Origin of the sequence: Massilia sp. Bi118, assembly GCF_918697865.1 — a bacterium.
GTDB lineage: Bacteria > Pseudomonadota > Gammaproteobacteria > Burkholderiales > Burkholderiaceae_D > Telluria.
This window is the reverse complement of sequence record NZ_CAKKMV010000003.1, coordinates 296,223-321,887: the sequence shown is the minus strand read 5'-3', so window position 1 is coordinate 321,887 and position 25,665 is coordinate 296,223. Positions and strand designations below refer to the sequence as shown.

General features: G+C 65.0%; 18 protein-coding genes. 9 read left to right on the top strand and 9 right to left on the bottom strand.

All coding sequences use genetic code 11. The features are described from left to right. The first annotated feature begins 6 nt into the window (after window positions 1–6). Window positions 7–1,401: an oxygen-independent coproporphyrinogen III oxidase gene (hemN, locus tag LQV39_RS06090; RefSeq protein WP_230021339.1), complete on the top strand. Its 1,395-nt coding sequence runs from the start codon at window positions 7–9 to the stop codon at window positions 1,399–1,401. A gap of 161 nt (window positions 1,402–1,562) precedes the next feature. Here the strand turns inward: hemN and LQV39_RS06085 are convergent, their stop codons facing one another. Then, a complete protein-coding gene (locus LQV39_RS06085) occupies window positions 1,563–3,548 on the bottom strand; it encodes a BCCT family transporter (protein ID WP_230021337.1) in 1,986 nt (661 codons plus the stop codon). A gap of 192 nt (window positions 3,549–3,740) precedes the next feature. Here LQV39_RS06085 and LQV39_RS06080 point away from each other — a divergent pair, with 192 nt between their 5' ends. Both LQV39_RS06080 and nhaA read left to right on the top strand, forming a co-directional pair. Beyond that, on the top strand, window positions 3,741–5,147 hold the full coding sequence (locus LQV39_RS06080) for a TIGR00341 family protein (RefSeq protein WP_230021335.1): 1,407 nt from the start codon (window positions 3,741–3,743) through the stop codon (window positions 5,145–5,147). A gap of 190 nt (window positions 5,148–5,337) precedes the next feature. Next, complete coding sequence (nhaA, locus tag LQV39_RS06075; protein WP_230021331.1) at window positions 5,338–6,564, top strand: Na+/H+ antiporter NhaA; 1,227 nt, start codon at window positions 5,338–5,340, stop codon at window positions 6,562–6,564. 509 nt (window positions 6,565–7,073) lie between these two features. On the opposite strand, the gene LQV39_RS06070 is transcribed toward nhaA, so the two are convergent. Beyond that, the gene (locus LQV39_RS06070) at window positions 7,074–7,436 is read right to left on the bottom strand and encodes a hypothetical protein (RefSeq protein ID WP_230021322.1); all 363 of its coding nucleotides are present in this window, start codon (window positions 7,434–7,436) and stop codon (window positions 7,074–7,076) included. Here LQV39_RS06070 and LQV39_RS06065 point away from each other — a divergent pair. Both LQV39_RS06065 and LQV39_RS06060 read left to right on the top strand, forming a co-directional pair. Next, entirely contained in the window at window positions 7,410–10,550 is a 3,141-nt protein-coding gene (locus LQV39_RS06065) for an Ig-like domain-containing protein (protein WP_230021316.1), read from the top strand. The two genes, LQV39_RS06070 and LQV39_RS06065, sit on opposite strands and share 27 nt — an antisense overlap. A 9-nt stretch (window positions 10,551–10,559) precedes the next feature. Beyond that, complete coding sequence (locus LQV39_RS06060) at window positions 10,560–11,174, top strand: NF038129 family PEP-CTERM protein (protein WP_230021303.1); 615 nt, start codon at window positions 10,560–10,562, stop codon at window positions 11,172–11,174. Window positions 11,175–11,214: 40 nt separating this feature from the next. Here the strand turns inward: LQV39_RS06060 and LQV39_RS06055 are convergent, their stop codons facing one another. Then, complete coding sequence (locus tag LQV39_RS06055; RefSeq protein WP_230021296.1) at window positions 11,215–11,817, bottom strand: 3-hydroxyacyl-CoA dehydrogenase NAD-binding domain-containing protein; 603 nt, start codon at window positions 11,815–11,817, stop codon at window positions 11,215–11,217. A 27-nt stretch (window positions 11,818–11,844) separates the two neighbouring features. Further along, a complete protein-coding gene (locus tag LQV39_RS06050) occupies window positions 11,845–13,425 on the bottom strand; it encodes an isocitrate lyase (protein ID WP_230021292.1) in 1,581 nt (526 codons plus the stop codon). Between the two features lie 323 nt (window positions 13,426–13,748). Here LQV39_RS06050 and LQV39_RS06045 point away from each other — a divergent pair, with 323 nt between their 5' ends. Then, window positions 13,749–14,996 carry an efflux RND transporter periplasmic adaptor subunit gene (locus LQV39_RS06045; protein WP_230021282.1) on the top strand — a complete coding sequence of 416 codons (1,248 nt, stop codon included), beginning with the start codon at window positions 13,749–13,751 and terminating at the stop codon, window positions 14,994–14,996. 8 nt (window positions 14,997–15,004) lie between these two features. Further along, complete coding sequence (locus LQV39_RS06040; protein WP_230021275.1) at window positions 15,005–16,393, top strand: efflux transporter outer membrane subunit; 1,389 nt, start codon at window positions 15,005–15,007, stop codon at window positions 16,391–16,393. 20 nt (window positions 16,394–16,413) lie between these two features. Here the strand turns inward: LQV39_RS06040 and LQV39_RS06035 are convergent, their stop codons facing one another. The 5 genes from LQV39_RS06035 to LQV39_RS06015 are packed head-to-tail and all read right to left on the bottom strand — an operon-like array spanning window position 16,414 to window position 21,880. Then, window positions 16,414–17,757: an ATP-binding protein gene (locus LQV39_RS06035; protein WP_230021269.1), complete on the bottom strand. Its 1,344-nt coding sequence runs from the start codon at window positions 17,755–17,757 to the stop codon at window positions 16,414–16,416. Then, on the bottom strand, window positions 17,733–18,395 hold the full coding sequence (locus LQV39_RS06030) for a response regulator transcription factor (RefSeq protein WP_230021266.1): 663 nt from the start codon (window positions 18,393–18,395) through the stop codon (window positions 17,733–17,735). The genes LQV39_RS06035 and LQV39_RS06030 overlap by 25 nt, the downstream gene beginning before the upstream one ends. After that, window positions 18,392–19,606 (bottom strand): YbdK family carboxylate-amine ligase, encoded by a 1,215-nt coding sequence (locus LQV39_RS06025; protein ID WP_230021263.1) that lies wholly within the window; start codon window positions 19,604–19,606, stop codon window positions 18,392–18,394. The genes LQV39_RS06030 and LQV39_RS06025 overlap by 4 nt, the downstream gene beginning before the upstream one ends. After that, complete coding sequence (locus LQV39_RS06020; protein ID WP_230021260.1) at window positions 19,603–20,811, bottom strand: cation:proton antiporter; 1,209 nt, start codon at window positions 20,809–20,811, stop codon at window positions 19,603–19,605. Before LQV39_RS06020 ends, LQV39_RS06025 begins: the two co-directional genes overlap by 4 nt. After that, a complete protein-coding gene (locus LQV39_RS06015) occupies window positions 20,804–21,880 on the bottom strand; it encodes a hypothetical protein (protein WP_230021257.1) in 1,077 nt (358 codons plus the stop codon). The genes LQV39_RS06020 and LQV39_RS06015 overlap by 8 nt, the downstream gene beginning before the upstream one ends. Window positions 21,881–22,141: 261 nt before the next feature. Between LQV39_RS06015 and LQV39_RS06010 the strand changes: the two genes are divergently transcribed. Together LQV39_RS06010 and ggpS are read left to right on the top strand one after the other, a co-directional pair. Further along, window positions 22,142–23,098, top strand: a complete 957-nt coding sequence (locus LQV39_RS06010) for a serine hydrolase (RefSeq protein WP_230021254.1) — start codon at window positions 22,142–22,144, stop codon at window positions 23,096–23,098. Window positions 23,099–23,360: 262 nt separating this feature from the next. Then, window positions 23,361–25,664, top strand: coding sequence for a glucosylglycerol-phosphate synthase (ggpS, locus tag LQV39_RS06005; protein ID WP_230021251.1), 2,304 nt, complete (start codon window positions 23,361–23,363; stop codon window positions 25,662–25,664). Window position 25,665 lies beyond the last annotated feature (1 nt).

Genomic DNA, 25,665 nt, shown 5'->3' with positions numbered 1-25,665 from the left:
CTTCATATGCATCCCACCGTCGATTTCGATCCCGAGCTGATTTCCCGCATGAGCCAGCGCGGGCCCCGCTACACCTCCTATCCCACCGCCGACCGCTTCAGCGCCGGCTTTTCCGCGATCGACTTCGCGGCGGCGGCCTGGGGCGGCATGCCCGGCCGCCCGCTCTCGCTTTACGTGCACGTGCCGTTCTGCGAGTCCCTGTGCTATTACTGCGCCTGCAACAAGATCATCACGCACGACCGCAGCAAGGCAGCGAAATACCTCGGCTACCTGGTGCGCGAGATCGACATGCAGGCCAGCCTGTTTGCCGCCTGCGGCCCGGTCGAACAGCTGCACTTCGGCGGCGGCACCCCGACTTACCTGAGTGACGCGCAGATGGGCGCGCTGATGGATTTCCTGCGCAGCCGCTTTGAATTCGCCGACGACGAAGCCGGCGAATACTCGATCGAGATCGATCCGCGCACGGTCGATGCCGGGCGCATCCACTCCCTGCGGCGCCAGGGTTTCAACCGCCTGAGCCTCGGCGTGCAGGACTTCGACGAGGACGTGCAGCGCGCCGTCAACCGCGTGCAGCCGGAAGCGATGACGCGCGACGCGATTGCGGCGGCGCGGGCGGCGGGCTTCCGTTCGGTCAGCATCGACCTGATCTACGGCCTGCCGCTGCAGAACCTGGCGACCATGTCGCGGACGCTGGACAAGGTCATCGACGCCGCGCCGGACCGGATCTCGGTGTACAACTACGCGCACATGCCTCAGATGTTCAAGTCCCAGAAGCTGATCCGCGACGAGGACCTGCCCGACGGCGCGACCAAGCTCGCGATGCTGGGCCTGTGCATCGAACGCCTGTGCGCGGCGGGCTACGTCTACATCGGCATGGACCATTTTGCGAGACCGGACGACGAGCTCGCGCTCGCGCAGCGCAATGGCACCCTGCACCGCAATTTCCAGGGCTATTCGACGCATGCGGCGATCGACACCGTCGCCTGCGGCGTGTCGGCGATCAGCGCCGTCAACGGCACCTACAGCCAGAACGAAAAATCCCTCGAGGCGTATTACGCGCGCCTGGACGAAGGCGTGCTGCCCGTCGCGCGCGGGTTCCGCCTGTCGGCCGACGATCTCGCGCGGCGCGACATCATCCAGCAGCTGATGTGCAATTTCGAGCTGGACTTCGGTGCATTGGAACAGCGCTGGGGAATCGACTTCAGCGCCGGATTCGCGGCCGAGCTGGCGCAGCTGGCGGCGCTCGGCGCCGAGGGCCTGCTCGAACTGCGGCCGGACGGGCTCCAGGTCAGCCGCAAGGGGCGGCTGCTGATCCGCAACGTGTGCATGGTGTTCGACAAGTACTTCGGCATGCCGGAAGCCGTGCCGCTGCAGCGCCTGCGTTATTCGAGGACGATCTGAAATCCGGTTGGGGCGCCTGGCTCCGCAAGCTTGGTCCCGGATTGATCACCGGCCCAGCGGACGACGATCCCAGCGGGAGAAATTGGAAGCGGTAGGTTTCGTGCGCCAGGTCCTGGATACAACGAGAATCTGATTCCCCGACTGTCGCTGCAAGTGGCGTCTCAAGGCATTCGTCGCGCATGCCTGAACCGGGCATAACGGTTCAGCAAGTCGTTGATCAGCTGTTCCTGCGTATACCCAGTGACGTCGTGTTGCTGATCGCCTTCGGAGCTGTAGGCCATTGCCCGGTAGTGCCGGGTATCGGGATTCCCGGCCTTTGACTCGGCCCAGGCGAAATTCGGTGCGAGAAAGCTGCGTGCGCGGATCGTGTAGCGGAAGGTCCCCCGGTCGCCGTGCGGCACATCGAGGTCGAGACGGCCGTCGCTTTCCGTGAGTGCGGGCGCCAGCCCGCTTTCATGCAACTGTGCGGCTACCGCCGCGAGCGCGGTGTGTCCGGGCCCGCCAAGAAAGGCTGCGATGTCGGACTGCTTGTAGAAGCTGGTGATGCTGGACAGGCGCTGCTGCCAGCTCAGGCTGACCTCCGGCGGTGTGTCGGCGGCGATCGACAGGTCGATCGCCGACCCCTCCGATTCCGTCTGCAGGGCGCGCAGCAAGCCGTAACACATGAGCAGCATCACCACCGCGAAAGGCAACGCACTCGCCAGGGCGGCGGTTTGCAGTGCCTGCAGACCGCCTGCCAGGAGCAGCACGGCCGCCACCAGCCCTGCGCAGACAGCCCAGAAGATGCGCTGCCAGACGGGCGGATTCGGCGCCGCGCCCGACGTGATCATGTCGATGACCAGGGCGCCCGAATCGGCCGAGGTGACAAAAAATGTAATGACCAGCATCGTTGCGAGTCCCGAAGCGATCGTCGACAGCGGCAGTTGCTCGAGCACTTCGAACAAGGCGACCGGGAGATTATCGGCGACGGTCTGGACGATGGGCGCCACACCGCCGAGGTCGAGCCGGATCGCGGTGTTGCCGAAAACCGTCATCCACAGGAAAGTGAAAAGGACCGGCACCAGCAGCACGCTGCCGACGAATTCGCGGATCGTGCGCCCGCGCGAGATCCGGGCGATGAACATGCCGACGAAAGGCGACCACGAAATCCACCAGCCCCAGTAGAACAGCGTCCACTTGCCGAGCCAGGCATTGGGCTCGTAGGCATACATGCGGAAAGTGCGCTGCACGACTTCGCCCAGGTAGGTGCCGATGTTCTGCACATAGGCTTCGAGCAGGAATACCGTCGAACCCACTGCGAGGACGAACAGGAGGAGCGCGATGGCCAGGATGATGTTGAGCTCCGACAGCCGCTTTACCCCCTTGTCCAGTCCCGTTCCTGCCGAGAGCGTGGCCATGCCGGTGATGACGGCGATCAGGATGATCTGCACCTGCGGATTGACCGGCAGCCCGAACAGATGGGCGAAGCCCGCGTTCACCTGCAGTACGCCGAAGCCCAGCGAGGTCGCCACGCCGAACATCGTGCCCAATACCGCGAAAATGTCGATCGCGTGGCCTGCCGGTCCGTGGATGTGTTTGCCGATCAGGGGAAAGAGGCTCGACCGCAAGGTAAGCGGCAGGCCGCGCCGGAAGGCGAAGTAGGCGAGCGCCAGGCCGACCACGATGTAGATCGCCCAGGCATGTAGTCCCCAGTGGAAGAAGGTCAGCACCATCGCCTGGCGCGCGGCGTCGATCGTGCGTCCTTGTCCCACCGGGGGTAAAGCATAGTGCTGGATCGGCTCTGCAACTCCGAAGAACAGCAGCCCGATGCCCATGCCGGCGCTGAACAGCATGGCGAGCCAGGACAGGTAGCTGTATTCGGGCTCGCTGTCATCGGGTCCGAGCTTGACGTCGCCGTAACGGCTCAACATCAGGAAAATCACGAAGATCAGGAAGAACGCAACGGACAGGATGTAGAACCAGCCGAAATCGCGCACGATACCGGCCTGGAGCGTATCGAACAGGCTGCCGATACGTCGCGGGAACAGCGCCGCGGCGGCGGCGAAAGCGAGGATCAGTACCGCCGACACGAAGAATACAGGCGGATTCACCTGGATCCAGCGACGTCCGCCTGTGGCTGCGGTTTCATTTGGCGAGGAGTCTGTCATTGTATGAATCTTCCGGTCAAGGTGCGGGCACCCGTTTTCGTACGGTATTCATGGCGCCTGATGGCTATCTTACTGGAGCGCCGTGCCAAATCCGTGTGCGCGGCCCCACCAATGAGCGAGAAACATTTGTGCAAATAAAGAATTTACGTGAAAATTCCCGGCGCTTGCCATGATTCCCGACCTCCCCAACCAATGAACGCACCTGATTCCCGACCCGATTCTCCTTCGCTGAAAGCAGCGATTGCCCACCGCTTCAGTCTGCTGGACGACAAGGCCGACGATGCCGACATCGACCGTGGCATCCGTGCCGGCGTGGAACTGCAGGGCGCCACGCCATGGATCCTGATGCTGGCGATCCTCATCGCGTCCATCGGCTTGAATACCAATTCGACTGCCGTGATCATCGGCGCCATGCTCGTGTCGCCGCTCATGGGGCCGATCGTCGGACTCGGCTACGGCATCGGCATCTTCGACTTTCCGCTGATCCGGCGTTCGCTGGTGAACCTGGCGATCGCGGCCGGTATCAGTCTGCTGACGTCGACCCTTTACTTCCTGGTCACGCCGCTGGCGGAAGCGCAGTCCGAACTGCTCGCACGCACCACGCCCTCGCTGTGGGACGTGTTGATCGCGCTGGCCGGCGGCCTGGCCGGGATCATTGGACAGACGCGGCGCGAGAAGTCGAATGTGATTCCGGGCGTGGCGATCGCCACCGCACTGATGCCGCCCCTGTGCACGGCAGGCTACGGCCTGGCGAATGGCCAATGGCCGGTCTTCGCCGGGGCCTTTTATCTGTTCTCGATTAACTGTGTGTTCATCGCATTCTCCTCGGTCATCGTGATCGACTTCTTGCGGTTGCCGCATCGCAAGTTCGTCGAGCCAGGCCGCGAGCGCAGGGTCAAACGCGCCTTGCTGGCCATCGTCCTGATCACGGGACTGCCCAGCATTTATCTCGCCGTGCGCCTGGTTGACAACGAAGTTTTCAGCAGCCGCGCGCGCGATTTCGTACGCAGGGAATTCAGGGGGGCGAAGGTACATGTGCTCGAGACGCGCATCGCGCCGGGGACGCGCGACGTCGAAGTGACGCTGATCGGCCCGCGACTTACGGAGCCAGCCATCAAGGCCATCGAGGGGCGCATGGCAAATGCGGGACTACGCGAAGCGAAACTGTTCGTCCACCAGGCCGAAGGAGCAGACAACAAGATCGACGTCGGGATGCTGAAGGCGGACATCCTGGCTGACATCGTTCGCAACAACCAGCAGGCGCTGCAGGAAAAGGAGGTGGCGCTCGCGACGCTCAAGGAGGAGCTCGACAGGGAGCGCGAATGGAAGGCGCAGGCGAATGCCGTGGCCCTGGAATTCGAGGCCCAGTATCCGCAATGCGGAAACACCCTGGTTGGGCGCGCCTGGTCCGCCGACGGCGGAGCGGCGAAGCCGGTTCCCTTCCTGAATGCGGACTGCCGCCGCATGCCGAAGAAGAGCGAGGTGGCGCGCGTCGGCGACTGGCTGAAGGTGCGAACCGGCAGCGGTGATGCCAAGGTGCTGATGGCGGCGAGCCGCCAGCGCATCGTTCGCAAGAACGACGAGCGCAGCGGCACATGAGCTTTGGCGTCCGGCGAAGTCGTGCTGTCGTCGATGGGATGGCAAATCGGCTATACTTTCGACGGGTGCTTACACAATGTCGTGTAGCAGGGATGCGTCAGGTCGGGCCGCCGCGCGTCATTCGCTCGCCCATGAAGAACCTCGATTTCCCATTCCCGAACACCTTCCCCGTATCGCAGGGGAGGGCCGCATGACCATCGTCCAGCGCGCTCTATCGCAGACATTCACCCGCTTCTTCGAATCGGAAAAGGCCGGCGGCATTGTATTGATCGCGTGCACGGCCATCTCGCTGTTGCTGGCAAATTCGCCGCTTGGCCAGGATTACCTGCACTTCTGGCACCTGCAAGTCGCTGGATTGAGCATGGAACTCTGGGTCAACGACGCATTGATGGCGATTTTCTTCCTGCTCATCGGACTGGAGCTGGAGCGCGAGTTGTACTGTGGCGAGTTGTCGAATTTCCGCAATGCGCTTCTGCCCATCCTGGCCGCAGCAGGAGGCATCGCCGCCCCCGCACTGATCCATTTCATGTGGAATCATGGCCTGCCCAGCCAGGCTGGGGTGGGAATTCCGATGGCCACCGACATCGCCTTCGCCCTTGGCGTGCTGGCGCTGCTCGGCAAGCGCGTGCCTGCCTCGCTCAAGGTCTTCCTGACTGCGCTCGCCGTCATGGACGACCTGGGCGCCATCGTCGTCATTGCATTGTTCTACACCAATGGGCTTTCGCTGGCCTACCTTGGCGGTGCGCTCGGCGTGTTCGCCGTGCTTCTCCTGATGAACAAACGGCTGCGCATTGTCGCGTTGGCGCCTTACCTTGCCGGCGGCGCGCTGATGTGGTTCCTGATGCTGAAGTCCGGTGTACACGCGACGATTGCGGGCGTGCTGCTGGCGTTCGCCATCCCGTTTTCCAGCACCCAGGACGATGCACGCTCGCCTTCGCACCGGCTCGAACATGTCCTGCACTTTCCGGTTGCCTTCCTCATCCTCCCGATCTTTGCGCTTGCCAATACCGGCATCGTGATCGGGACGGGCTGGGTGGAGGACCTGATGTCGCCCAACAGTCTTGGCATCATCGCCGGACTCGTGCTCGGCAAGCCGCTCGGCATCACGCTGACCTGCCTTGCCGCGGTCCTGCTCGGCCTGTGCCGACTCCCGCTCGACCTGAGCTGGCGTCATGTGGCCGGGGCGGGCATCCTGGGCGGTATCGGATTTACGATGTCGATCTTCATCACGAACCTGGCATTCACCGCCGACCCGGGCATTGTCAACGCGTCGAAGATGGCGATTCTGGTCGCGTCGCTTACAGCGGGTCTGGCCGGCTTTACCTGGCTCAAACTGTTCGGACAGCCCACTGCTGCTGACGTCGATACCGGCACCATGGACTTCGACGATACGGATCCGGGGACGCAGCGGCGTTAGGCCAATGCGACTGATAGGGCAGGGTGGGGACCTGTTCTGACGCTTTGTGAGGGGCTGAAAGAGCGAACTGACGCGGTGCAAACCGCGGTTCTGGGCTAACTCTTGTTTTGTAAAAGGAGAAAAACGGCTTGCAACGCCGTCTACACCATATGGCCAGCTCAGCTGGTAGTGCGCCCGGCTGACGCTTGACAGCGTCGGCATCGCGGATCATCGCCATATGGGCGAACCGTCCATCGCGTACCTCGTAGACCACATACCGACGACCTCAAAGGACGCTCCGCTGGGCTCGACGATTCATGGCGCACTCCCGGCGCCAGTATCCACCCTCCCGGCGCGTTGGCAATCCCCACACTTTTCGTCGCAATCTGCGGCCTGGACGCGCTTCTGCCACGCGTCGCGTGAATTGCCTTTTCGACACTTTTCCATTGGCCCGTTCGGACCAAGCATTCGTCATGATCTTGTCTTTTGAGGTAGGTAATATGCAACGCCAATAGGAATTCCTGTTTGCATTATTCACCTTGCCTTTGCACGGGGGTGTGGCGCCAGGGTTTCAAGATTGACAATTTTGTAAAACCTATTACTTTTTTTAGCACATTAAGTTTTGTCAAAGACTTCAACTTTCCACAAGGAAATGCGCCCTTTGGTCGCAAGCTCCCTGATAGATGAAGAAATTGTATTTGCATGAATAAATTTATTAATGCATCTTGCACAACGGGCACAAAAGTTTCAAAACGTATAACAACGAAGAGGCTCAGGTCATGAACGGAAAAAATCAGGTTGGCAAGCAAGGTTTGCCCCGTCGCGCACTGCTCGCGATGGCATTGGCGGCAATCAATTTTGGTGCCTTGGCGCAAGACTTCAAGCAGGATCATCGCGAATTCGAAGCCACGCTATACGCACCGTACGCGGGCGACACGCAAGGCAGCCGCAGCTTTACCCTCAGTTTTTCCTATCCCTTCGTTGAAAGCGCCCAGGACATTACCTGGCGCCTCGAACTGCTCGATGCGCGGGGCAACATCGTGCAGCGCTGGCAGGGCATCGAACGCCTGACCGGCGCGCCGCGCAAGGTCAACATCGACTGGGCCGCACGCAACGGCGACCCAAGCCTGGCCGATGGCGTCTACACGGTGCGCATGGCCGCGGTGGCCAGGCCGACGACCGACGAGGGCCCCGACACGAGCGCCGAGGGCATCGACGCCGTCCTCGCCGCCGCCGAAGACGCCGAAGTACAGACATGGGATATCGTCGTCGGCGAGCCGTCGGTGGCAGATACGTCCGGCATGTCGGCGCTCCGCGCGCGGACGACCAGCGCCGCCAGCACCAGCAGCACCAGCACCGTGAACGGCATGGTGCAGGAGACGAACACGCGCGCTTCGGTGGCAGCCATGACCTCGCTGCCCTTCACGGTCTATTACGGCAACCTGCACAGCCAGACCAACCACAGCGACGGCGGCGGCGCCCTGGCGAGCTGCTCGGGCGCCCAGAATCCCCAGGCGGGCACCGCCGGCGGCCCGGCCGAGGCCTACGCCTATGCGAAGAACAAGGGCCTGGACTTCCTGATGGCCTCCGAGCATAACCACATGTACGACGGCTCCGACGGCACCAATACCGGCGCCGACGCCGCCAAGGCGCGCGCGCTGTACCAGTCGGGCCTGAAGGCGGCCGCCGATTTCAATGCGGCCAACCCGAACTTCCTCGGCGTCTACGGCCTGGAATGGGGCGTGATCAATAACGGCGGTCACATGAACATCTTCAACTCGCCGGACCTGCTGGAGTGGGAATACAACAGCAGCGGCGCGCTGATCGGCGACACGTTCACGGCCAAGGGCGACTACGCCGGCCTGTACACGCTGATGGCCCAGCGCGGCTGGGTCGGCCAGTTCAATCACCCTTCCAGCAGCGGCCAGTTCCTCGTCAATGGCAAGGCGCTCGGCTATACGGCGGACGGCGACACCGCGATGGCCTTGTGCGAAGTGCTCAACACCTCGGCCTTCTCGGTCAACACGACGGAAACGGAAACGGGCCGCAGCAGCTACGAGGGCGCCTGCAACAAGGCGCTCGAGGCGGGTTTCCACATCGCGTTCACGAGCGACCAGGATAACCACTGCGCCAACTGGGGCGCGTCCTACACCAACCGCACCGGTATCCTGATCCCGGCCGGCGCCGCGTTCACCAACGCCAGCTTTATCGAGGCCATCAAGGCGCGCCGCGTGTTCGCGACCATGGACAAGGCTTCGCAACTGATCCTCACCAGCAAGGGCAACGGTGCGACGGTGGGCGAGACCCATATGATGGGCGAGCGCATCACCAATTACGGCTCGCTTGCCTTGACCGCGAACTATTCGAATACCAATGGCAAGTCGGCCTCGACGGTGACCTTCTACGAAGGCGTGCCGGGCCGCAATGGCACCGTCACCGTGCTGGGAACGGGCGCATCGCAGGCGTTCACCCCGACCCTTGGCGAGCATTTCTACTACGCCAAAGTGACCCAGAACGACGGCAACATCCTGTGGTCGGCGCCGATCTGGGTGACCCAGGTGGCGGGCAGCGGCGATCTGGTGCTCCCGACTGTCAGCGCCGGCGTCTCCGGCAGCAGTGGCAACATCACGCTGTCGGCCAACGCCAGCGACGACAAGGGCGTGACCGTGGTCGAGTTCTATGTCGACGGCAACCTGATCGCGGGCACCGGCGTGACCCCCTATTCGGCCACGCTCGATTCGACCAAACTGTCGAACGGCAGCCACACCCTGGTCGCCTGGGCTTACGACGCGTCCAATAATATCGGCAAGTCGGCCCCGGTCGCCTTCACGGTCAGCAATACGATCTTCGACCCGATTGCACCTAGCGTCTCCGCCAGCGTGACGGGTAGCGCTGGCCGCATCAGCCTCAACGCCACGGCCACCGACAACGTCGGCGTGACCAAGGTCGAGTTCTATCTCGACGGCAGCCTGGTCGGTTCCAGCACGGCGGCGCCGTACACGCTGGCCTACGACTCCACGCTGCTGACCAAAGGCAGCCACAGCCTCGTGACCAAGGCCTACGACGCCTCCAACAATATCGGCACGTCGAGTGCCTTTGCATTCACGGTCGACAATACGGCAGGCACGCCCGCCCCCGGTTCTGCCCACCTGGTGATCAGCCAGATTTATGGCGCCGGCGGTAATAACAACGCAGCGCTCAAGAACGATTACATCGAAATCTTCAACCCGACCTCGGCGCCGGTATCTTTGAGCGGCCTGAGCGTGCAATATGCCTCGTCGGGGGGCACGTCGTGGACCAATAACACGGCGCTACCGGCGAAGACACTGCAACCTGGGCAATATTTCCTGATTTCGGAATTTTCGGGCGGCGCCAACGGGTCCGCACTCCCTGCTGCGGATGCGACGGGCGCGATCAATATGTCCGGAACGGCCGGCAAGGTGGCCCTGGTCAAGGGCACGACTGCATTGCCCGCCTCCGCGACGCCGACGAGCGCGAACGTGATCGACTGGGTGGCATTCGGCAGCGGCGCAACGCCTGCCGAGGGTGGTGCGCCTACCGCGACGCTGTCGCCGGCGACGGCGGCCTTCCGCACCAATGCATGCGTCGATACCGACAACAACAGCAAGGATTTCACGGTCATGCCGGTGGCGCCGCGTAATACGTCGACGCCGCTCCATAGCTGCGTTACCGATGTCACTGCCAGCTTCGGGGTGACCAGCGTGGGTCCGGTCTACAACCGTGCCACCCAGAAGTTCAGCGTGACCTATACCTTGACCAACAAGACGGCGGCAAGCATCAGCGGCCCGGTCAGCGTTGAGTTCGACAACCTGACGACGGGCGTCTCGATCGACAACGCCTCGGGCACCCACAGCGGCGCGCCGTACGTGACCTTCCCCAATGGCGCGTTCGCGCCGGGTCAAGCCGCATCGGTCACGGTCATCTTCTCCAACCCTAGCAAAGGCTCGATCGGCTACAAGGCCGTCATCTACTCCGGCACTCTCTAAGGAAATCACATGTTCAACATTCAAAAACACCTGCGTCATGTCGTGCTGGCACTGGGCCTGGCTGCCGCGAGCCTGACGGCCGGCGCCACCGTGCTGCCGACTTACCACATCGGCATCGCCGATACCGCCACCGCGGACATCGCCTACATCGATCTCGTGTTTGGCAGCATCGACGGCGCCGCCCCTGTGACGGCGACGCTGTCTCACTTTACCGGCACGCCACTTGTCGAGCTCGACCGTCAGGGCGCGGTCGGCGGGACATCGGACAGTTTTGTTATCGGCAACGCCGGCGCCTACAACGATCTGTACCTCGCGGTCAGCGGTCCGTTTGCGTTCGACCTGAATTTCTCGGAAGAATTCCTCGGATTCGTCAGCGCTTTTGACAGCAATAGCTACTTCTCGATAGCGCTGTACGACTCGAACTCCGCCCCCATCGGCGATCCGAATGGCGTGCTGAACTTCTCGCTGTCGAAGACGGGCGTCGACCTTGCTTCGACCTCCTCGCTGCTGAGCCTGACCGAGGTGCCGGAACCGACCGACTGGATGCTGATGCTGACCGGCCTGGTCTTCGTGGTCACCATGACGCGCCGGAACGGCCGCGCCAGCGCGCGGGCGACAGCGTAAGCGTAACGGTAGGGCCGGCGGCGCCGACCCTTACCCATCTTCAGCGGCGCGGAGCAGGAATACCTGCTCCGCGTAATCCCCGCGCAGAACCAACATAGACCTCGCCAAGCTTCGCCTCATTGCACAGCGCCCGGGACAGGACGATTGCGCTGGAGAGCGTTTCGGCAGTCGTCCCGTTCCTGCATACGAATTGCCACGCAATGCATGCGCGCGAGGTGCCGGCGAAAAGCGCGTCCGGCACGGCATCGGGACGCCGTGTAAAGCCGGCAATATAACTGGCCTTGGGCTCCAGCGTCGTGGTCACCAGGATCGCGCCCGGCTTGGCGAATTCACCCAGCCGCTGGAACAGGTCGGCGCCTGCATCCTCCGAAACCTGCAGAATCAGATCGCAGTCTTTCAAGTGATGGAGCTCGAGGGTGCCGGACAGCAGGAACATGCGCTGGTCGCCGGCGCTCGCGATGCCCTCGTCGAGCAGGATGCGCTCGACTTCGAACAGCGTGACGGGAATGCCGGCGTTCAGAAAATTCACGGCCAGGCTGACGCCAGAGGTGCCGGCGCCGATGATCCCGACGCGTGCGGCAAGCGGCGGCTTGCCGCACCCTCGCGTGGCGCGTGCGACTATGTCGCAGGTTTCGTCGTTCATTTTGCGCATCGTTCTTCCTTGTTTCGCTCAGAACTGGTTCATCGTGTTGTGCTTGCCGGATGCCTTCAGCGCGGCCTCGCCGCTGAAGTATTCCTTGTGATCGTCGCCCAGGTCCGAGCCGGACATGTTCTGGTGCTTGACGCAGGCGATCCCCTGGCGGATCTCCTTGCGCTGCACGCCGGCCACATAGCCGAGCATCGCCTGGTCGCCAAAGTATTCCTTCGCCAGGTTATCGGTCGACAGCGCGGCGGTATGGTAGGTCGGCAGCGTGATCAGGTGGTGGAAGATCCCCGCTTCACGCGCGGCATCGGCCTGGAAGGTGCGGATGCGTTCGTCGGCAACGCGCGCCAGTTCCGAGGCGTCGTATTCGGCGCTCATCAGCTGCGAACGCTCGTAGGCGGACAGGTCGGCGCCCTCGGCCTTCATGCTGTCGAAGACCTGCTGGCGGAAATTCAGCGTCCAGTTGAAGGACGGGCTGTTGTTGTACACCAGCTTGGCGTTCGGGATGCGCTTGCGGATTTCCTTGACCATGCCGCCGATTTGCGCGATGTGCGGCTTTTCGGTTTCGATCCACAGCAGATCCGCGCCGTTCTGCAGCGAGGTAATGCAGTCGAGCACGCAGCGTGCCTCGCCGGTGCCTTCGCGGAACTGGAACAGGTTGCTCGGCAGGCGCTTCGGACGCAGCAGCTTGCCGTCGCGCTTGATGACCACGTCGCCGTTCGCCATGTCCTCGGTCGACACCTCCTCGACGTCCAGGAAGCTGTTGTACTGGTCGCCCAGGTCGCCCGGTTCCCGGGTATAGGCGATCTGCTTGGTGAGTCCGGCGCCCAGCGAGTCGGTGCGCGCCACGATGATGCCGTCGTCCACGCCCAGTTCGAGGAAGGCGTAGCGCACCGCGCGGATCTTCGCCAGGAAATCCTCATGCGGCACGGTGACCTTGCCGTCCTGGTGGCCGCACTGCTTCTCGTCCGACACCTGGTTTTCGATCTGGATGCAGCAGGCGCCGGCCTCGATCATCTGCTTGGCCATCAGGTAGGTTGCCTCGGCATTGCCAAAGCCGGCATCGATGTCGGCAATGATAGGCACCACGTGGGTGACGAAGTTGTCGATCTTGTCCTGGATCGCCTGGCGGGCCGCGCCTTCCGCGCTATCCAGCTGCCGGAACAATCCGCCGAGCTCGCGCGCATCCGCCTGGCGCAGGAAGGTGTACAGCTCCTTGATCAGCGCGGCCACCGCGGTCTTCTCATGCATCGACTGGTCAGGCAGGGGACCGAATTCGGAGCGCAGCGCGGCCACCATCCAGCCCGACAGATACAGGTAACGCCGGTCGGTATTGTTGAAGTGCTTCTTGATGGAGATGAGTTTTTGCTGGCCGATGAAGCCGTGCCAGCATCCCAGCGACTGGGTGTACATGGACGGATCGGCGTCGTAGTTCGCCATGTCGCGGCGCATGATGCCGGCCGTGTAGCGGGCGATATCGAGGCCGGTCTGGAAGCGGTTCTGCGCGCGCATGCGGGCCGCGGATTCCGGATTGATCGCATCCCATCCGCTGCCTTGCTGCTGTTTGAGACCGGTGATGGACTGGATATCGTTTTGGTACTGAGACATGATGAACTCCATGAAAAGTGATTCGAAACTGGTGGAAGCTGCATGGGTTCATCATAAGTGACTTAAGTACTTGCATCTTATGTCTTATATAAGAGTTGAAATAGAATATTAGCCATAAATATCAAAGGCTTATGAATGCCTTATCGCAATGTGGAACAATATTTTGCGGAATGGAATTGCGCTACGCTGAAGTTCTGCTCGTCATTTCATAATGTGGAGCCGGGTTCGACTGGATGAAAAGGCAACCCCTCGGATCAAGTTGTGCAAGGTGCCCGATCCGCTGCCGGTAAAGTGTATACTCGGCATTTTGCCGATGTCGTTCCATGGCTGCTGATCACCAAGACAGAATCTCCTCGCTGGCCGGCCGCGCGCGCAGCGCAACTTCCCGCCACGTGGCCGCGGCCCTGCTGTCGCTGGCCGCAATGCTGGCCGCCGATCCCGTGCTGGCGCAAACGGCCAGGCCGGCAGCGCCGGCGGCCCCAGCCGCACCGCTCAAGCTCGACACCGTCACCGTGCAGCGCAGCGACATCCAGCAGACGGTCGAGGCGGCAGGCAAACTCCAGCTCCGCAAATGGGCTGACGCCTACGCCCAGATCGGCGGACAGGTGAAGGACGTGTCGGTCGCCATCGGCGACACGGTCCAGGCCGACCAGCCCCTGCTCGAAATCAGCCCGATCCAGCAAGCCACCAAGGTCGAAAGCAACCGCGCCCAGATGGCCAGGCTGCAGGCCGAACTCGCCGACCAGCGCGCACAGCATGATTTCGCCCAGCTGCAGTTCAAGCGCCAGACCCAGCTGAAAGCGCAGAACGCGACGCGCGAGGAAGCCTTCGAATCGGCGCGGATGAACGCCTCGTCCGCCAGCGCGCGCCTCGACGCGATCACCGCCCAGATCCACGAACTCGAAGCGAGCTTGAAGATCGACGAGGAAGCGCGCCAGAAAACGCTGGTCAAGGCGCCGATCGGCGGGACCGTGGTGGCGCTGGCCGCGCGCAAGGGACAGATGCTCGGCGCCGCGCAGGTCGCCGCGCCGCTGCTCCGGATTGCCGACCTGTCGGAAATGACGGTGGCTGCGCGGGTGGCGGAAAGCGATGTGACGCGCTTGCGGCCGGGCATGGCGGCGAGTTTCACGACCCCCGGCTATCCCGGTAAGCACTGGTCGGGCAAGCTGCGCCAGGTCATTCCCGTTCCGGCCGATGACACGGGCGAACAGGGCAAGCAGGCCTTCTATATTGTCCTGTTCGAGGTAAAGAACCCTGATCACGAACTGATGAGCGGCATGAGCGCCCAGGTGCAGTTCGTGGTTGCGCAGGCGCGCGATGCCTTGCTGCTGCCGGCGAACTGCCTGGGCGCGCCGGACGAGAACGGCCAGGTCAAGGTCAACGTGGTGGACGCCGGCCAGCGCGTCAGCAGCCGCAAGGTGAAGGTCGGCCTGCAGAATGCGCAGCAGGCGCAGATCCTTTCCGGCCTGGCTGCCGGCGACAAGGTGCTGGTCGGTCCCGTGCCCGCCGGGCTGGCGGCGCCGGCCGCGTTCGAGGCCGGCACGAAGCCGGCCGTGGCATCGGGTTCCTGAGGCAGGCCATGACGTATCGCGCCTTGACCTCGTCTCTCCTGGCTTGCGCCGTGCTGGCAGGATGCGCCAGCCGCGCCCCGATCGCGGAGCCGCCGCCCAAGGTCGACCTGCCTGCCGGCTGGACGGCCGCTGGAACCCCGGACCATCCGGCGTGGCCCGACAAGAACTGGTGGCAGCGCTTCGGCAGCCCTGAACTGACGCAGCTGGTCGATGAGGGCCAGTCCAGCAACCTGGAACTCGCGGGCGCACTCGCGCGCGTGCGGCAGGCGGAGGCCGAGGCGCGCATTGCCGGCGTGTCGCTGCTGCCCAACGCAACGTTCTACAGCGACGCCAACCGCGCGGTGCCGCTCCGAAGCGGCAGCGCCAGCACCTCCGCCGACAGCGGCGTGCAGGTCTCCTACGAAGTCGATTTCTGGGGCAGGAACAAGGCGGGCGTGGCGTCGGCGGAAGCCTCGCTCGAGGCCAACCGCTTCGACCGCCAGACCGTGGCCCTGACGGTCACCAGCGGCATCGTCTCGACCTATCTGCAGGTGCTGTCGCTGCGTGACCGGCTTGCCGTCGCGCGCGGGCACGTCGCGAATGCCGAGCATGTCCTGACCCTGGTGGAAGCGCAGAAGAACGCCGGCGCAGCTTCCTCGCTCGACCTGGCGCGCCAGCGCTCCGCCGTGGCGCAGCAGAAATCGAAGATACCGGACCTGGTGCAGCAGGAGCGCGAAGCACAGGCGGCCCTGGCCATCCTGCTCGGCAAGACGCCGCAAACCTTCTCCGTCGGCCAGCAGGGACTGGACTCGATCAGGCTGCCGGAGGTGTCTCCTGGCTTGCCGTCCGAGCTGCTGTCGCGCCGGCCCGATATCCACCGTGCCGAAGCGAACCTGGCCGCCGCCAATGCCAACGTCGCCGTCGCGCGGGCCAACCTGCTCCCCAGCATTCGCCTGACCGGCGCGATGGGCACGCAGAGCAGCGCCTTGCTGTCGCTGCTGAACGCGCCGAATCTGCTCGCCAATGTCAGCGCCTCGCTGGTCGCGCCGATCTTCGACGGCGGGCGGCTGAAGCGGGAACGCGATCTCGCCGTCGCCCGCAAACAGGAACTGATCCAGGTGTATCGCGCGACCGTGATTGCCGCCTTGTCGGAAGTCGATACGGCGCTGGGCCAGATCCGCAGCCTGGACGAGCAGCGGCGCCTGATGACGGCGGAACTGGAGCAGGCGCGCCAGGCCTACGAACTGGCGGAAATCCGCTACAAGGCCGGGGCCGAGGACCTGATGACGGTCCTCGATACCCAGCGCGCCTTGTCGGACGTGCAGAACGATATCGGCATCCTGAAACTCAGGCGCCTGCAGGCGACGGTGTCCTTGTACAAGGCGCTGGGCGGTGGCTGGCAGGATGCAAAAACCTGAGCGGTTCCAGCGGGTCGCCCTCAGCAGACAGGAAACACCACCCGCGCACGCAGCCCTTGCGTGCCGTCGGGTTTCTCCATCAGCGAAATGGCGGCCCCGATCTGGTTCGCGATCGATAGAGTGATCGCCAGCCCCAGGCCGGATCCGATCTCGCCGCTGCCGAGCACGCGGTAGAACGGATCGAACACGCGGTCCCGTTCGTGCGCGGGGATGCCGGCGCCGGTGTCGTCGATGTCGAGAATGACGCCGTCTTCGCTGTCCGCCACGCTGATGTCGACTCTTCCGCCCTGCGGGGTATAGCGGATTGCGTTGTCGACCAGGTTCTTGACGAGAATGCGGATATCCATGGGGCGCCCGGCGACCAGCGGATCGGCATCGCCGACCATCCCGAGGTCGATCGCCTTGGCTTCCGCCAGCGGCACCAGGTCTTCGAGGCATTCCTGGATCGCCTTCTTCAGCGGCACCCGTGTCAGCTGCTTGTCTCCGGACTCCTGGGTGCGTGCCAGCGCCAGCAACTGGTCGAGCAGGATCCGGGTGCGCGACAGTCCCGCGGACAGCGCCTCCAGGCGTGCCCGCGCCTCGCCGGGCATCTCGCTTGCCGCCAGCCTTTCGGCCTGCAGCGACATGGCGGTCATGGGCGAGCGCAGCTCGTGCGCCGCATCGGCGATGAAGCGCCGTTGCAGCGTCAGCGCGCGGACCGTCCGCGCGATCAGCTTGTTGATCTCGGTGACGAAGGGCCAGACTTCCGACGGCAGCTCGGCGCGGTCGAGTTCCCCGAGGTCGTGTTCGCGCCGTGCGCCGAGCTGGGCGGCAAGCCGCTGCAGCGGCAGGAACATCGTGCGCACCAGCAGCGCCGCCATCAGCACCAGCACCACGCCCAGGAACAGGATAGGCATGACGGTCCGCAGGGCGCTCGAGCGGGCCGCGGCGTCGCGCACCGCCGTCTGCTGCGCGACCGCGACCCGCACCCCCTTGGCGTTGGTGCGCACGAACACGCGCCAGGTCTCGGTGCCGATGGTGACCGTCTGCAGGCCGTCGGGCAGGGAAGGGGAGAAGTTGGGCGGGCGCTCGGTGCGGGGCAAAGGACCGCCTGGCGCCGCGATGAAGCGCACCACGAGCCGGGCGTCGAAGTCGACGTCGCCCACCCGTTCTCGCGCCATCGGCGAAGTGGGGGCGGCGTCCAGCCTGCTGATCAGATAACCGACCTGGCGCAGCTGCGTGTCCTGGTTGCGGTGGGCGTCGTCGGTGGCGGCAATGTAGGAATAGACCCCGGCGACGGCCGCGCCGACCAGGATCGCCGTCGAGATCCACAGCGACAGCCTGAAGCGCAGCGATGCCTTCAGCGGTCCTTCGCGACCATCCATCCCACGCCCCGCACGTTCTTGATGATGTCGCTGCCCAGCTTCTTGCGCAGCGAGTGGATCAGGAATTCGATCGCGTTGCTTTCGACTTCCTCGTTCCAGCCGTAGACGCGATTCTCCAGGTCCGAACGGGAGAGGATGGCGCCGGGCCGTACCAGCAAGGCCTGCAGGAGCGGGAACTCGCGCGCCGTCAGGCGTACCGCCGCCGTGCCGATGCGCGCCTCGTGCGTTGCCGGATCGAGTTCGACGATGCCGTTGCCGAGGACCGTGCTGGTGCTGCCGTCCTTGCGCCGGGTCAGCGCGCGCATCCGCGCCAGCAGTTCGCTCATCGCGAACGGCTTCACCAGGTAATCGTCGGCGCCGCCGTCCAGGCCCGCCACGCGGTCTTCGGTGGCCTCGCGCGCCGTGAGCACCAGCACCGGTACGTCGTTGCGCGCCTTGCGGATCGCGTGCAGCACCGCCATGCCGTCGATGCGCGGCAGGTTCAGGTCGAGCAGGACCAGTTCGTACTCGAGGGTCCGCAGCGCCGTCAGCGCCGCCTCGCCGTCGCGCACCCAGTCCGCCGCGTAGCTGGCATCGCGCAGCGCATGCTGCACGACGCTGCCGATCATGGGGTCGTCTTCCACCAGCAGCACTCTCATCGCCCGGCTCCCGCACCGGTCGTCAGGGGACGGTCGAAGATCTCGGCGGCGACCCGCGCCAGGTCGTTCATGCCGGCGCCGGCAGCCATGTGCGAGGTCAGCCAGCGGGCCTGCCCGCCGTCGCGCAGCAGCTCGTCGATCAGCTTGCACGCCTCCGGAAAATCCGGATCGTCCGAACGCGCGGCCAGACGCGCCAGGTCGTCGCGCACCACCTGTTCGATGGTGTGCTCCGTGCCCGTGCATGGGTCGATCCACTTGCCCTGGACGCCCTCCTTGGCGGCGTTGAAGCGGTTCCAGTTATACAGCTCGCGCGCGTTCCCGCCCGGCCAGGCGCCGGGCTGCTGCGCCATTTCGATGCACAGCTCCCGCGCATAGCAGGCCAGCGCCGCGGCATAGCCCGGGTGGAGCGGGGTGTCGAGCACGCGCAATTCGATGGTGCCGTATTCCGGCTTGGGCCGGACGTCCCAATAGAAATCCTTGATGCTGTTGACGATGCCGTGCTGGGCGAGGCGATCGAAATGGTCCGAGAATTCCTGCCAGTTGCGCACGTCCGCCGGCATGATGCCGCTCATCGGGAAGGCCCCGACCACGTTGCTGCGGGCGCTGCAGAAGCCGGAATCCTCCCCCTGCCAGCACGGCGAGTTGGCCGACAGCGCGATGAACAGCGGCGCGCGCTGGGTCAGCCAGGCGCCCACCCGCACCGCTTCGTCGGCATTCGGCATCCCGATGTGGACGTGCATGCCGAACACCGTGAACAGCTTGGCCAGGTAGCCGTACTTCTTGGCCGACGCGCGGTAGCGGTCCTTCGGATAGATGCGCTGCTCGTTCCACTTCTGGAAGGGATGGGCGCCGCCGCCGGAAATCGCCGCGCCCACCGCAAAGGCGGCCCGCTGCACGCTGGTGCGGATTTCCTCGACCTGCTCGGCGGCCTCGCGATAGCTGCCCAGCACCGAGGTCGCGACTTCCAGCATCGAGGTCGTGATCTCGGGCGTCGCCACCCAGTCCTTTTTCTGCTTGTCGAGCAGGAGCAGGATATCGGGGGCGGCCGGCAGCAGGTCGTAAGTGAGGCGGTCGAGCACCATCAGCTCCAGCTCGATCCCCATGCTGCCGAGGCGCGAGTTGGCGAAGGGTGGCAGGAAGGCCGGGCCGGCGCCCGCCACCGCGCGTGCCTGCGCGGCTTCGCTGTCGGACATCGTCGTTGCTTCTGTCATTGTTCGCTCCCTTCATGTGTTTCGCCGGCCAGCCGCAGGCCGACCCAGGTAATCGCGGGCGCCACCAGCACGTTCAGGGCCAGCATCGCCTGCATCAGGCGCGTTGCGGTGTCGCTCAGGTAGGCGGCGTTGGACATCGAGCTGTCGACGACCAGGGTGCTGAAGCTTACCAGCGAGCAGGCACAAAGTGCGATCGCATTCTTCTTGCGTGTGCTCCAGGCCTGGCCGGGCACGAGCGCGACCCGCGTCACCGCGGCCCGCATCGCGAACAGGACCAGCGCCATCAGCAGCACTGTCCAGTGCAGCACCTGGTCGAACTGGACCAGCGCGGCCGACATCATGAACAGCAGCGCATAGCCGATATCCTGCACCGTCCTGAGCTGGGCCTGGAAGACGTTCTCGCGCTTTTCCGCGTTCCGCAGCAGTAAGCCCATCAGCAGCAGCGACAGCAGAGCGCTCGATGCCGTCACCGAGCACAGGCCCAGGTCCAGCATCAGGGTCGCCAGCAGGATGCCGGGGCGCAGGCCGGCCTCCGCCCGCGAAATCCTGGACGCCGCCTTGTACACGCCGTAGCACACCAGCGCGATCGCCGCGCCCAGCAGCAGCTTGCCGCCCTGGTGCAGCAGCTGGTCGGCGAACGGCACTTCGTCCGTCACCCCGTGGCTGCGGACCCAGGCCAGGGAAATCGACAGCGCCACCAGCGCCACCAGCTGGCTCAGGCCGACCGCATTGGCGGCGGCATAGGTCGCGACGCCGCTGGCGTTATGGTCGGCCACCATCGACGTAAACACCACCGGATTGATGGCGATGAGGATGGAGGCGATGAAGGCCGCTTCGCTCCAGCTGACGCCGAACGGGACCAGCAGCGCGACGGCGCAGGCTCCGCGCAGCACGCAGCCCAGCAGCAGCGACGCACCCTGGGCGCGGCTGCGCCACAGCCATACCAGGTCCATCTTGCGGCCGGCCTCGAACAGCACCAGGGCCGAGGCGGCATTCAGCAGCTCCTGGAAATAAGTCAGCAGCGCAGTGTCGACCAGGCCGAAGCCGCTGATGCCGAGGATCAGCCCGGCCGCGACGGCGCCGTACAGCCGGGGCACGCCGCGCCGTTGCAGCAGCACGCCGAACATCTGGGCCAGCAACAGGCCGGCGCCGATGATGGCCAGCGGCGAAAAGAAGAACAGCGGCAGGGTAGAGGTGTCATTCATAGGCCGCCGCCCACTGCATCGCGATCGCCTCGAGCTCGCGCTCGACGACCGGCTTGATCTTGCCCGCGGCGGCCATGCCGTCGCCCTGGTGCGGCGGCAAGGGCGTGGTGACCCGCAGCCGCACGGTCGTGGCGTCGCCTTTCAAAGGCATCCACAGCTGGCCGATCACCTGGCCGCCCTCGACCCAGCTGGCGAGGAACTTGGCGCCGCTGGGCAGGTTGGCCGGCATGTCCAGCATCTTGAACTGGGTCAGCCATTTCGCCTCCGGATATTGCCTGCTCAGTTGCAGGTGCATCGCGGCGCGCTGCTCCAGCCGGCTGTCGTTCGGGCTATAGGACAGGTGCAGCTTGGTCTGGCCCGGCAGCGGATTGCCCGCCTGGAGACACAGGCCGCCCGACTCGAGGGCGAGGCCCTGCGAACCGATCTCGCCGGGCCGCGTGCCGAGCAGCCGCGGCCAGATGGGCCGCATGCGGGCGGCGTCGGCGCTGTCCGCGGCGGCGCTCCTGAACTGCGGCTGCGACGCCGCTTCCAGCAGCAGCTTCCAGCGTCCCTCCTGCCAGCGGCGGGTCGCGGGGCGGGGGTTCGGATTCCAGCGCCATTCGGTCGCCTCCCAGCCGTCCTTGCCGTCGCGCCGCAGGATCAACAGGCGCTCCTCGCCGCCGGCGCGCATGTGCAGGGTCTGTGCGGTCCAGCGCCGGTCCCAGACGCTGCGGGGCACGGTCGGCTGCAAGCCCGCCTGGGCCCAATGCCACCAGCGCGCCTGGCTGCTGAGGCAGGACGGCGCGGCGCCGTCGCGCCAGCTCCAGCGCTGGATGTGCAAACGGTTTTGCCATGCGCAGGACGATTCGGCGCCGGGCCATGGCTTGCCGGCCCCGGCGCTCGCAAGCGGCTCGCAGGCCCATGGATTTTGCTGGGCCAGCGCGTGGAAGTCGCCGACGACGTCCGGCTGCGCTTTCGCTTTCGCGGCATGGCGGTGCTTCGGCGCGGCGATCGCTGGCAGGCTGCACGCCGCCGCAAGCAGGGCAAGCAGGCAGGCGAGCGGGATGGTCGGTCGTTTTGTCGATGTCATGAGAGTAAAAGTTAGGCCCGTTGAAACAACTGATGAGCGTGATTAACGCATGGTATGGACTGACACTTAGCGAAGACTTAGAGCGCCTAACAAAGCCTCCATGGCGGCGTTGCATCGTCTCGCCGTACTAGCGTACTGTCTTCGTGGTCCGCCACTGCGGCGATGCGCCTTGCCCTGAAGGTTTTGTTAGGCGCTCTTAGCGGCGGGCTGCGCCGCAAAAGTTTCCAGGCGCTAAGGGTTTGCTAAGTATGGCTGACTACGATGGCCGAGTTCGCTTGCCACCTCGACGACATGAAATTCTTTGCTTCCCTGTACCTGGCGCTGGCGCTATTGGCGGTGCCCCCATCCTCCGTCCAAGCCAGGGAAAAGCACGTTTCCACAGTAAAAAAGGCGAAAACCGCAAGGAAGCACCGGGCCGCCAAGCCGCCGCGGCGGCGCCCGGCAAGGACGCCGCATGCCGCGCGTCTGGCGGCGCTCAGGTCGAGCGCCGTCCTGATCCTCGATGCAAAGACGGGAAAGGTGCTGTACGGGAAGCATGCGGACGTGGCGATGCCGATCGCGTCGCTGACCAAGCTGATGACGGCGCTGGTCGTGCTGGAAGCCGGGCAGGACATGAGCGAAAAGCTGACCGTCACCGGCGCGGACGTCGACCGCCTGAAGTATTCCTCATCGAGGCTGCGGGTCGGCACCAGCCTGTCGCGCACGGCCATGCTGCACATCGCCCTGATGAGTTCCGAGAACCGGGCGGCCTCGGCCCTGGGCCGCAACTTCCCGGGCGGCACCGCCGGCTTTGTCGCGGCGATGAACGCGAAGGCGCGCCAGCTGGGCATGCGGAGCACCCGTTATGTGGAGCCGACCGGCCTGTCGAGCGCAAATGTCTCGAGCCCGCAGGATCTGGCGAAGCTGGTGATCGCCGCCGAACGGCACACGCTCATACGGCGCTATTCGACGGACCGCGAGCATACGATCAGGCAGGGCCGGCAGCAGACCGTGTACCACAACACCAACCGCCTGACGGCCAACCGCAGCTGGAGGATACGCCTGCAGAAGACCGGCTATATCTCGGAGGCCGGCCGCTGCATGGTCCTGCACGCCCTGGTCCGGGGGCGGCCGACCATCATGGTCTTCCTCGACGCGCAGGGCAAGTTTTCGCGTGCCGCGGACGCCAACCGGGTGCGCGCCTGGCTGGCAAGTTCCAGGTTTTCGGCGCACGGGTGAACGGACCCGGCGCCGGTTTTGCACAAGATACATTTGCACAAATGTATAAAAGTTGTTAAGATGTAAGCTTCTTCCAGGGAATCCTGCATCCCTGCCTGACGCGTCGGCATCGCCCGGCCGCGTCTTCACTTCCTGGCAATCGACGTGTGTGCGCAACTGCGCCGCCCGGTCCCGATTGTGTTCGCCTTGCGCCGGCATTGCCGGCACACCCACCAGGCCGGCGCCGCAGCGCCGGGCACATCGCTCTGAAAGGACGAAGACGATGACTATCGCTTTTCCGCAAAGACTGGCCGCGCGCCTGTCTCCTGATAATTTTGTACTTGCAACCGATCTCGACGGCACGCTGCTGGCCGGCGGCGTCGAAGGCAGGCGCCAGGTGCGCGAGCTGTTTTCCGCCGCACAGGCAGGCAGGCGCCTGGTGTTCGTGACCGGACGCGGCCTCGAATCCATCCTGCCGCTGTTGAGCGACCCGACGATTCCAGCGCCGGATTACATCATCGCCGACGTCGGCGCCACCATCGTGCATGGCGACCTGCGCCCGGTCGACGAACTGCAGCAGGAAACCGCCGCCCGCTGGCCGGGCTCGCAGGCGGTGCTGAAGGCGCTGGCCGGCTTCCCGGGCCTGCGGCGCCAGAGCGTGCCCCAGGAGCGCCGCTGCTCTTTCCTGGCCAGCGAGGAGAGCGTCACGCCCGCGCTGCGCGCCGCCGTCGATGCGCTCGGCTGCGACCTGCTGCTCTCGGCCGGCTGCTACCTCGACGTGCTGCCGCGCGGCGTCAGCAAGGGGGCGGCGGTGCTGCGCCTGGCCGAGGCGGCCGGCATCGATCCGGCGACCATCGTCGTTGCCGGCGATACCCTCAACGATCTGTCGATGTTCGAAACCGGCCTGCGCGGCATCGTCGTCGGCGGCGCCGAGCCGGCGCTGGCCGAGCGCGTGCGCAAACGTCCGCTGGTGCATATCGCCGGCGAAGTCGGCTGCGACGGCATCCTCGAGGGACTCGCGCACCATGGCGCGCTGGTGCCAAAGGCCGATCCGGCGCCGGCGATCCCGTCCGGAACGGCCGAGCTGGTCATGGTGTACCACCGCCTGCCGTATGACGAAGTAGTCGAGGATGGCGTGCTGCGCCATCGCCGTCCGCGCAGTCCGAACGGGATCATCCCGACCCTGCTGCGCTTCTTCGCCGGCGCGCGCGCGGGTTCCTGGGTCGCCTGGTCGCAACAGGCTTGCCGCGATCCCGAGGGCTTCGTCACCCATGTCCATGTCGACCGCGAACGCTATCCGAACCTGCAGGCGGCGCGCATCCCCTTGAGCGCCGACGATGTCGACGTGTTCTACAAGAAGTTTTCGAAGGAAGCCTTCTGGCCCATCATCTTCTCCTTCCCGGACAAGGCCGAGTTCAATCAGGCGCACTGGGAGCGCTTCCTGGAGGTGAACCGCCTGTTCGCCGAGCAGACCGCGCGCGAGGCGGGCGAGGGCGCCACCGTCTGGGTGCATGACTACAACCTGTGGATGGTGCCGGCTTTCCTGCGGCCGCTGCGTCCCGACCTGCGCATCGCCTTCTTCCACCATACCGCCTTCCCGGCCAGCGACGTCTTCAATATCCTGCCGTGGCGGCGCGACATCATCGGCAGCCTGCTCCAGTGCGACTACGTCGGCTTCCACATTCCGCGCTATGTGGAGAACTTCGTCGACGCCGTGCGCTCCTTCGCGCCGGTCGACGTCGTGGACACGGCGCCGTGCGCACCGCGCTTCCTGACCTATGGCTGCGCGCTCGGGGTCGACAGCATGACGACCGCCATCGACGTCGGCGGCCGCCGCGTGCACCTGGGCGCCCATCCGGTCGGCACCGATGCCGGCATGATCGAGCGCCTGGCCCTGGGCCCGGAGGTGGCCCGCCAGACCGCCGCCATCCGCGATTACCTTGGCGGTGCAACCGGCATCGTGTCGATCGAAAGGCTCGACTACGTGAAGGGAACGCTCGAAAAGCTGCAGGCCTTCGAACGGCTGCTCGAGCAGCACCCGGAACACATCGGCAAGGTCACGCTGCTGAACATCATCACGCCGGCCGCGCCGGGGATGGAAATCTATGAAAGCCTGCGCGTTGAGGTCGACCGCACGGTGGGACGGATCAACGGCCGCTTCTCGACGCTGAACTGGGTGCCGGTGCGCTACTTCTACCGCTCGCTGCCCTTCGACGAGGTGATCGCGCATTACGCGGCCTGCGAGGTGGCATGGATCACGCCGCTGCGCGACGGCCTGAACCTGGTCGCGAAGGAATTCGTCGCCGCGAAGAAGGCGACCGGCGGCTCGGGCGTGCTGATCCTGTCGGAATTCGCCGGCGCGGCGGTCGAGCTGCATGGTGCGGTGCTGACCAATCCCTACGATGGCAAGGCCATGACGGCGGCGCTGCACCAGGCCCTGACCATGGGAGAGGATGAGCGCGCCTACCGGACCGGACGCATGGCAATGATCGTCGCCGAGCATGACGTCACGCGCTGGGGCAACGATTTCCTCGCCGCGGTGGAGGGCGCCGGCGCCACGGCGGCGGTCGAAGCCAGGGCAGCATAAG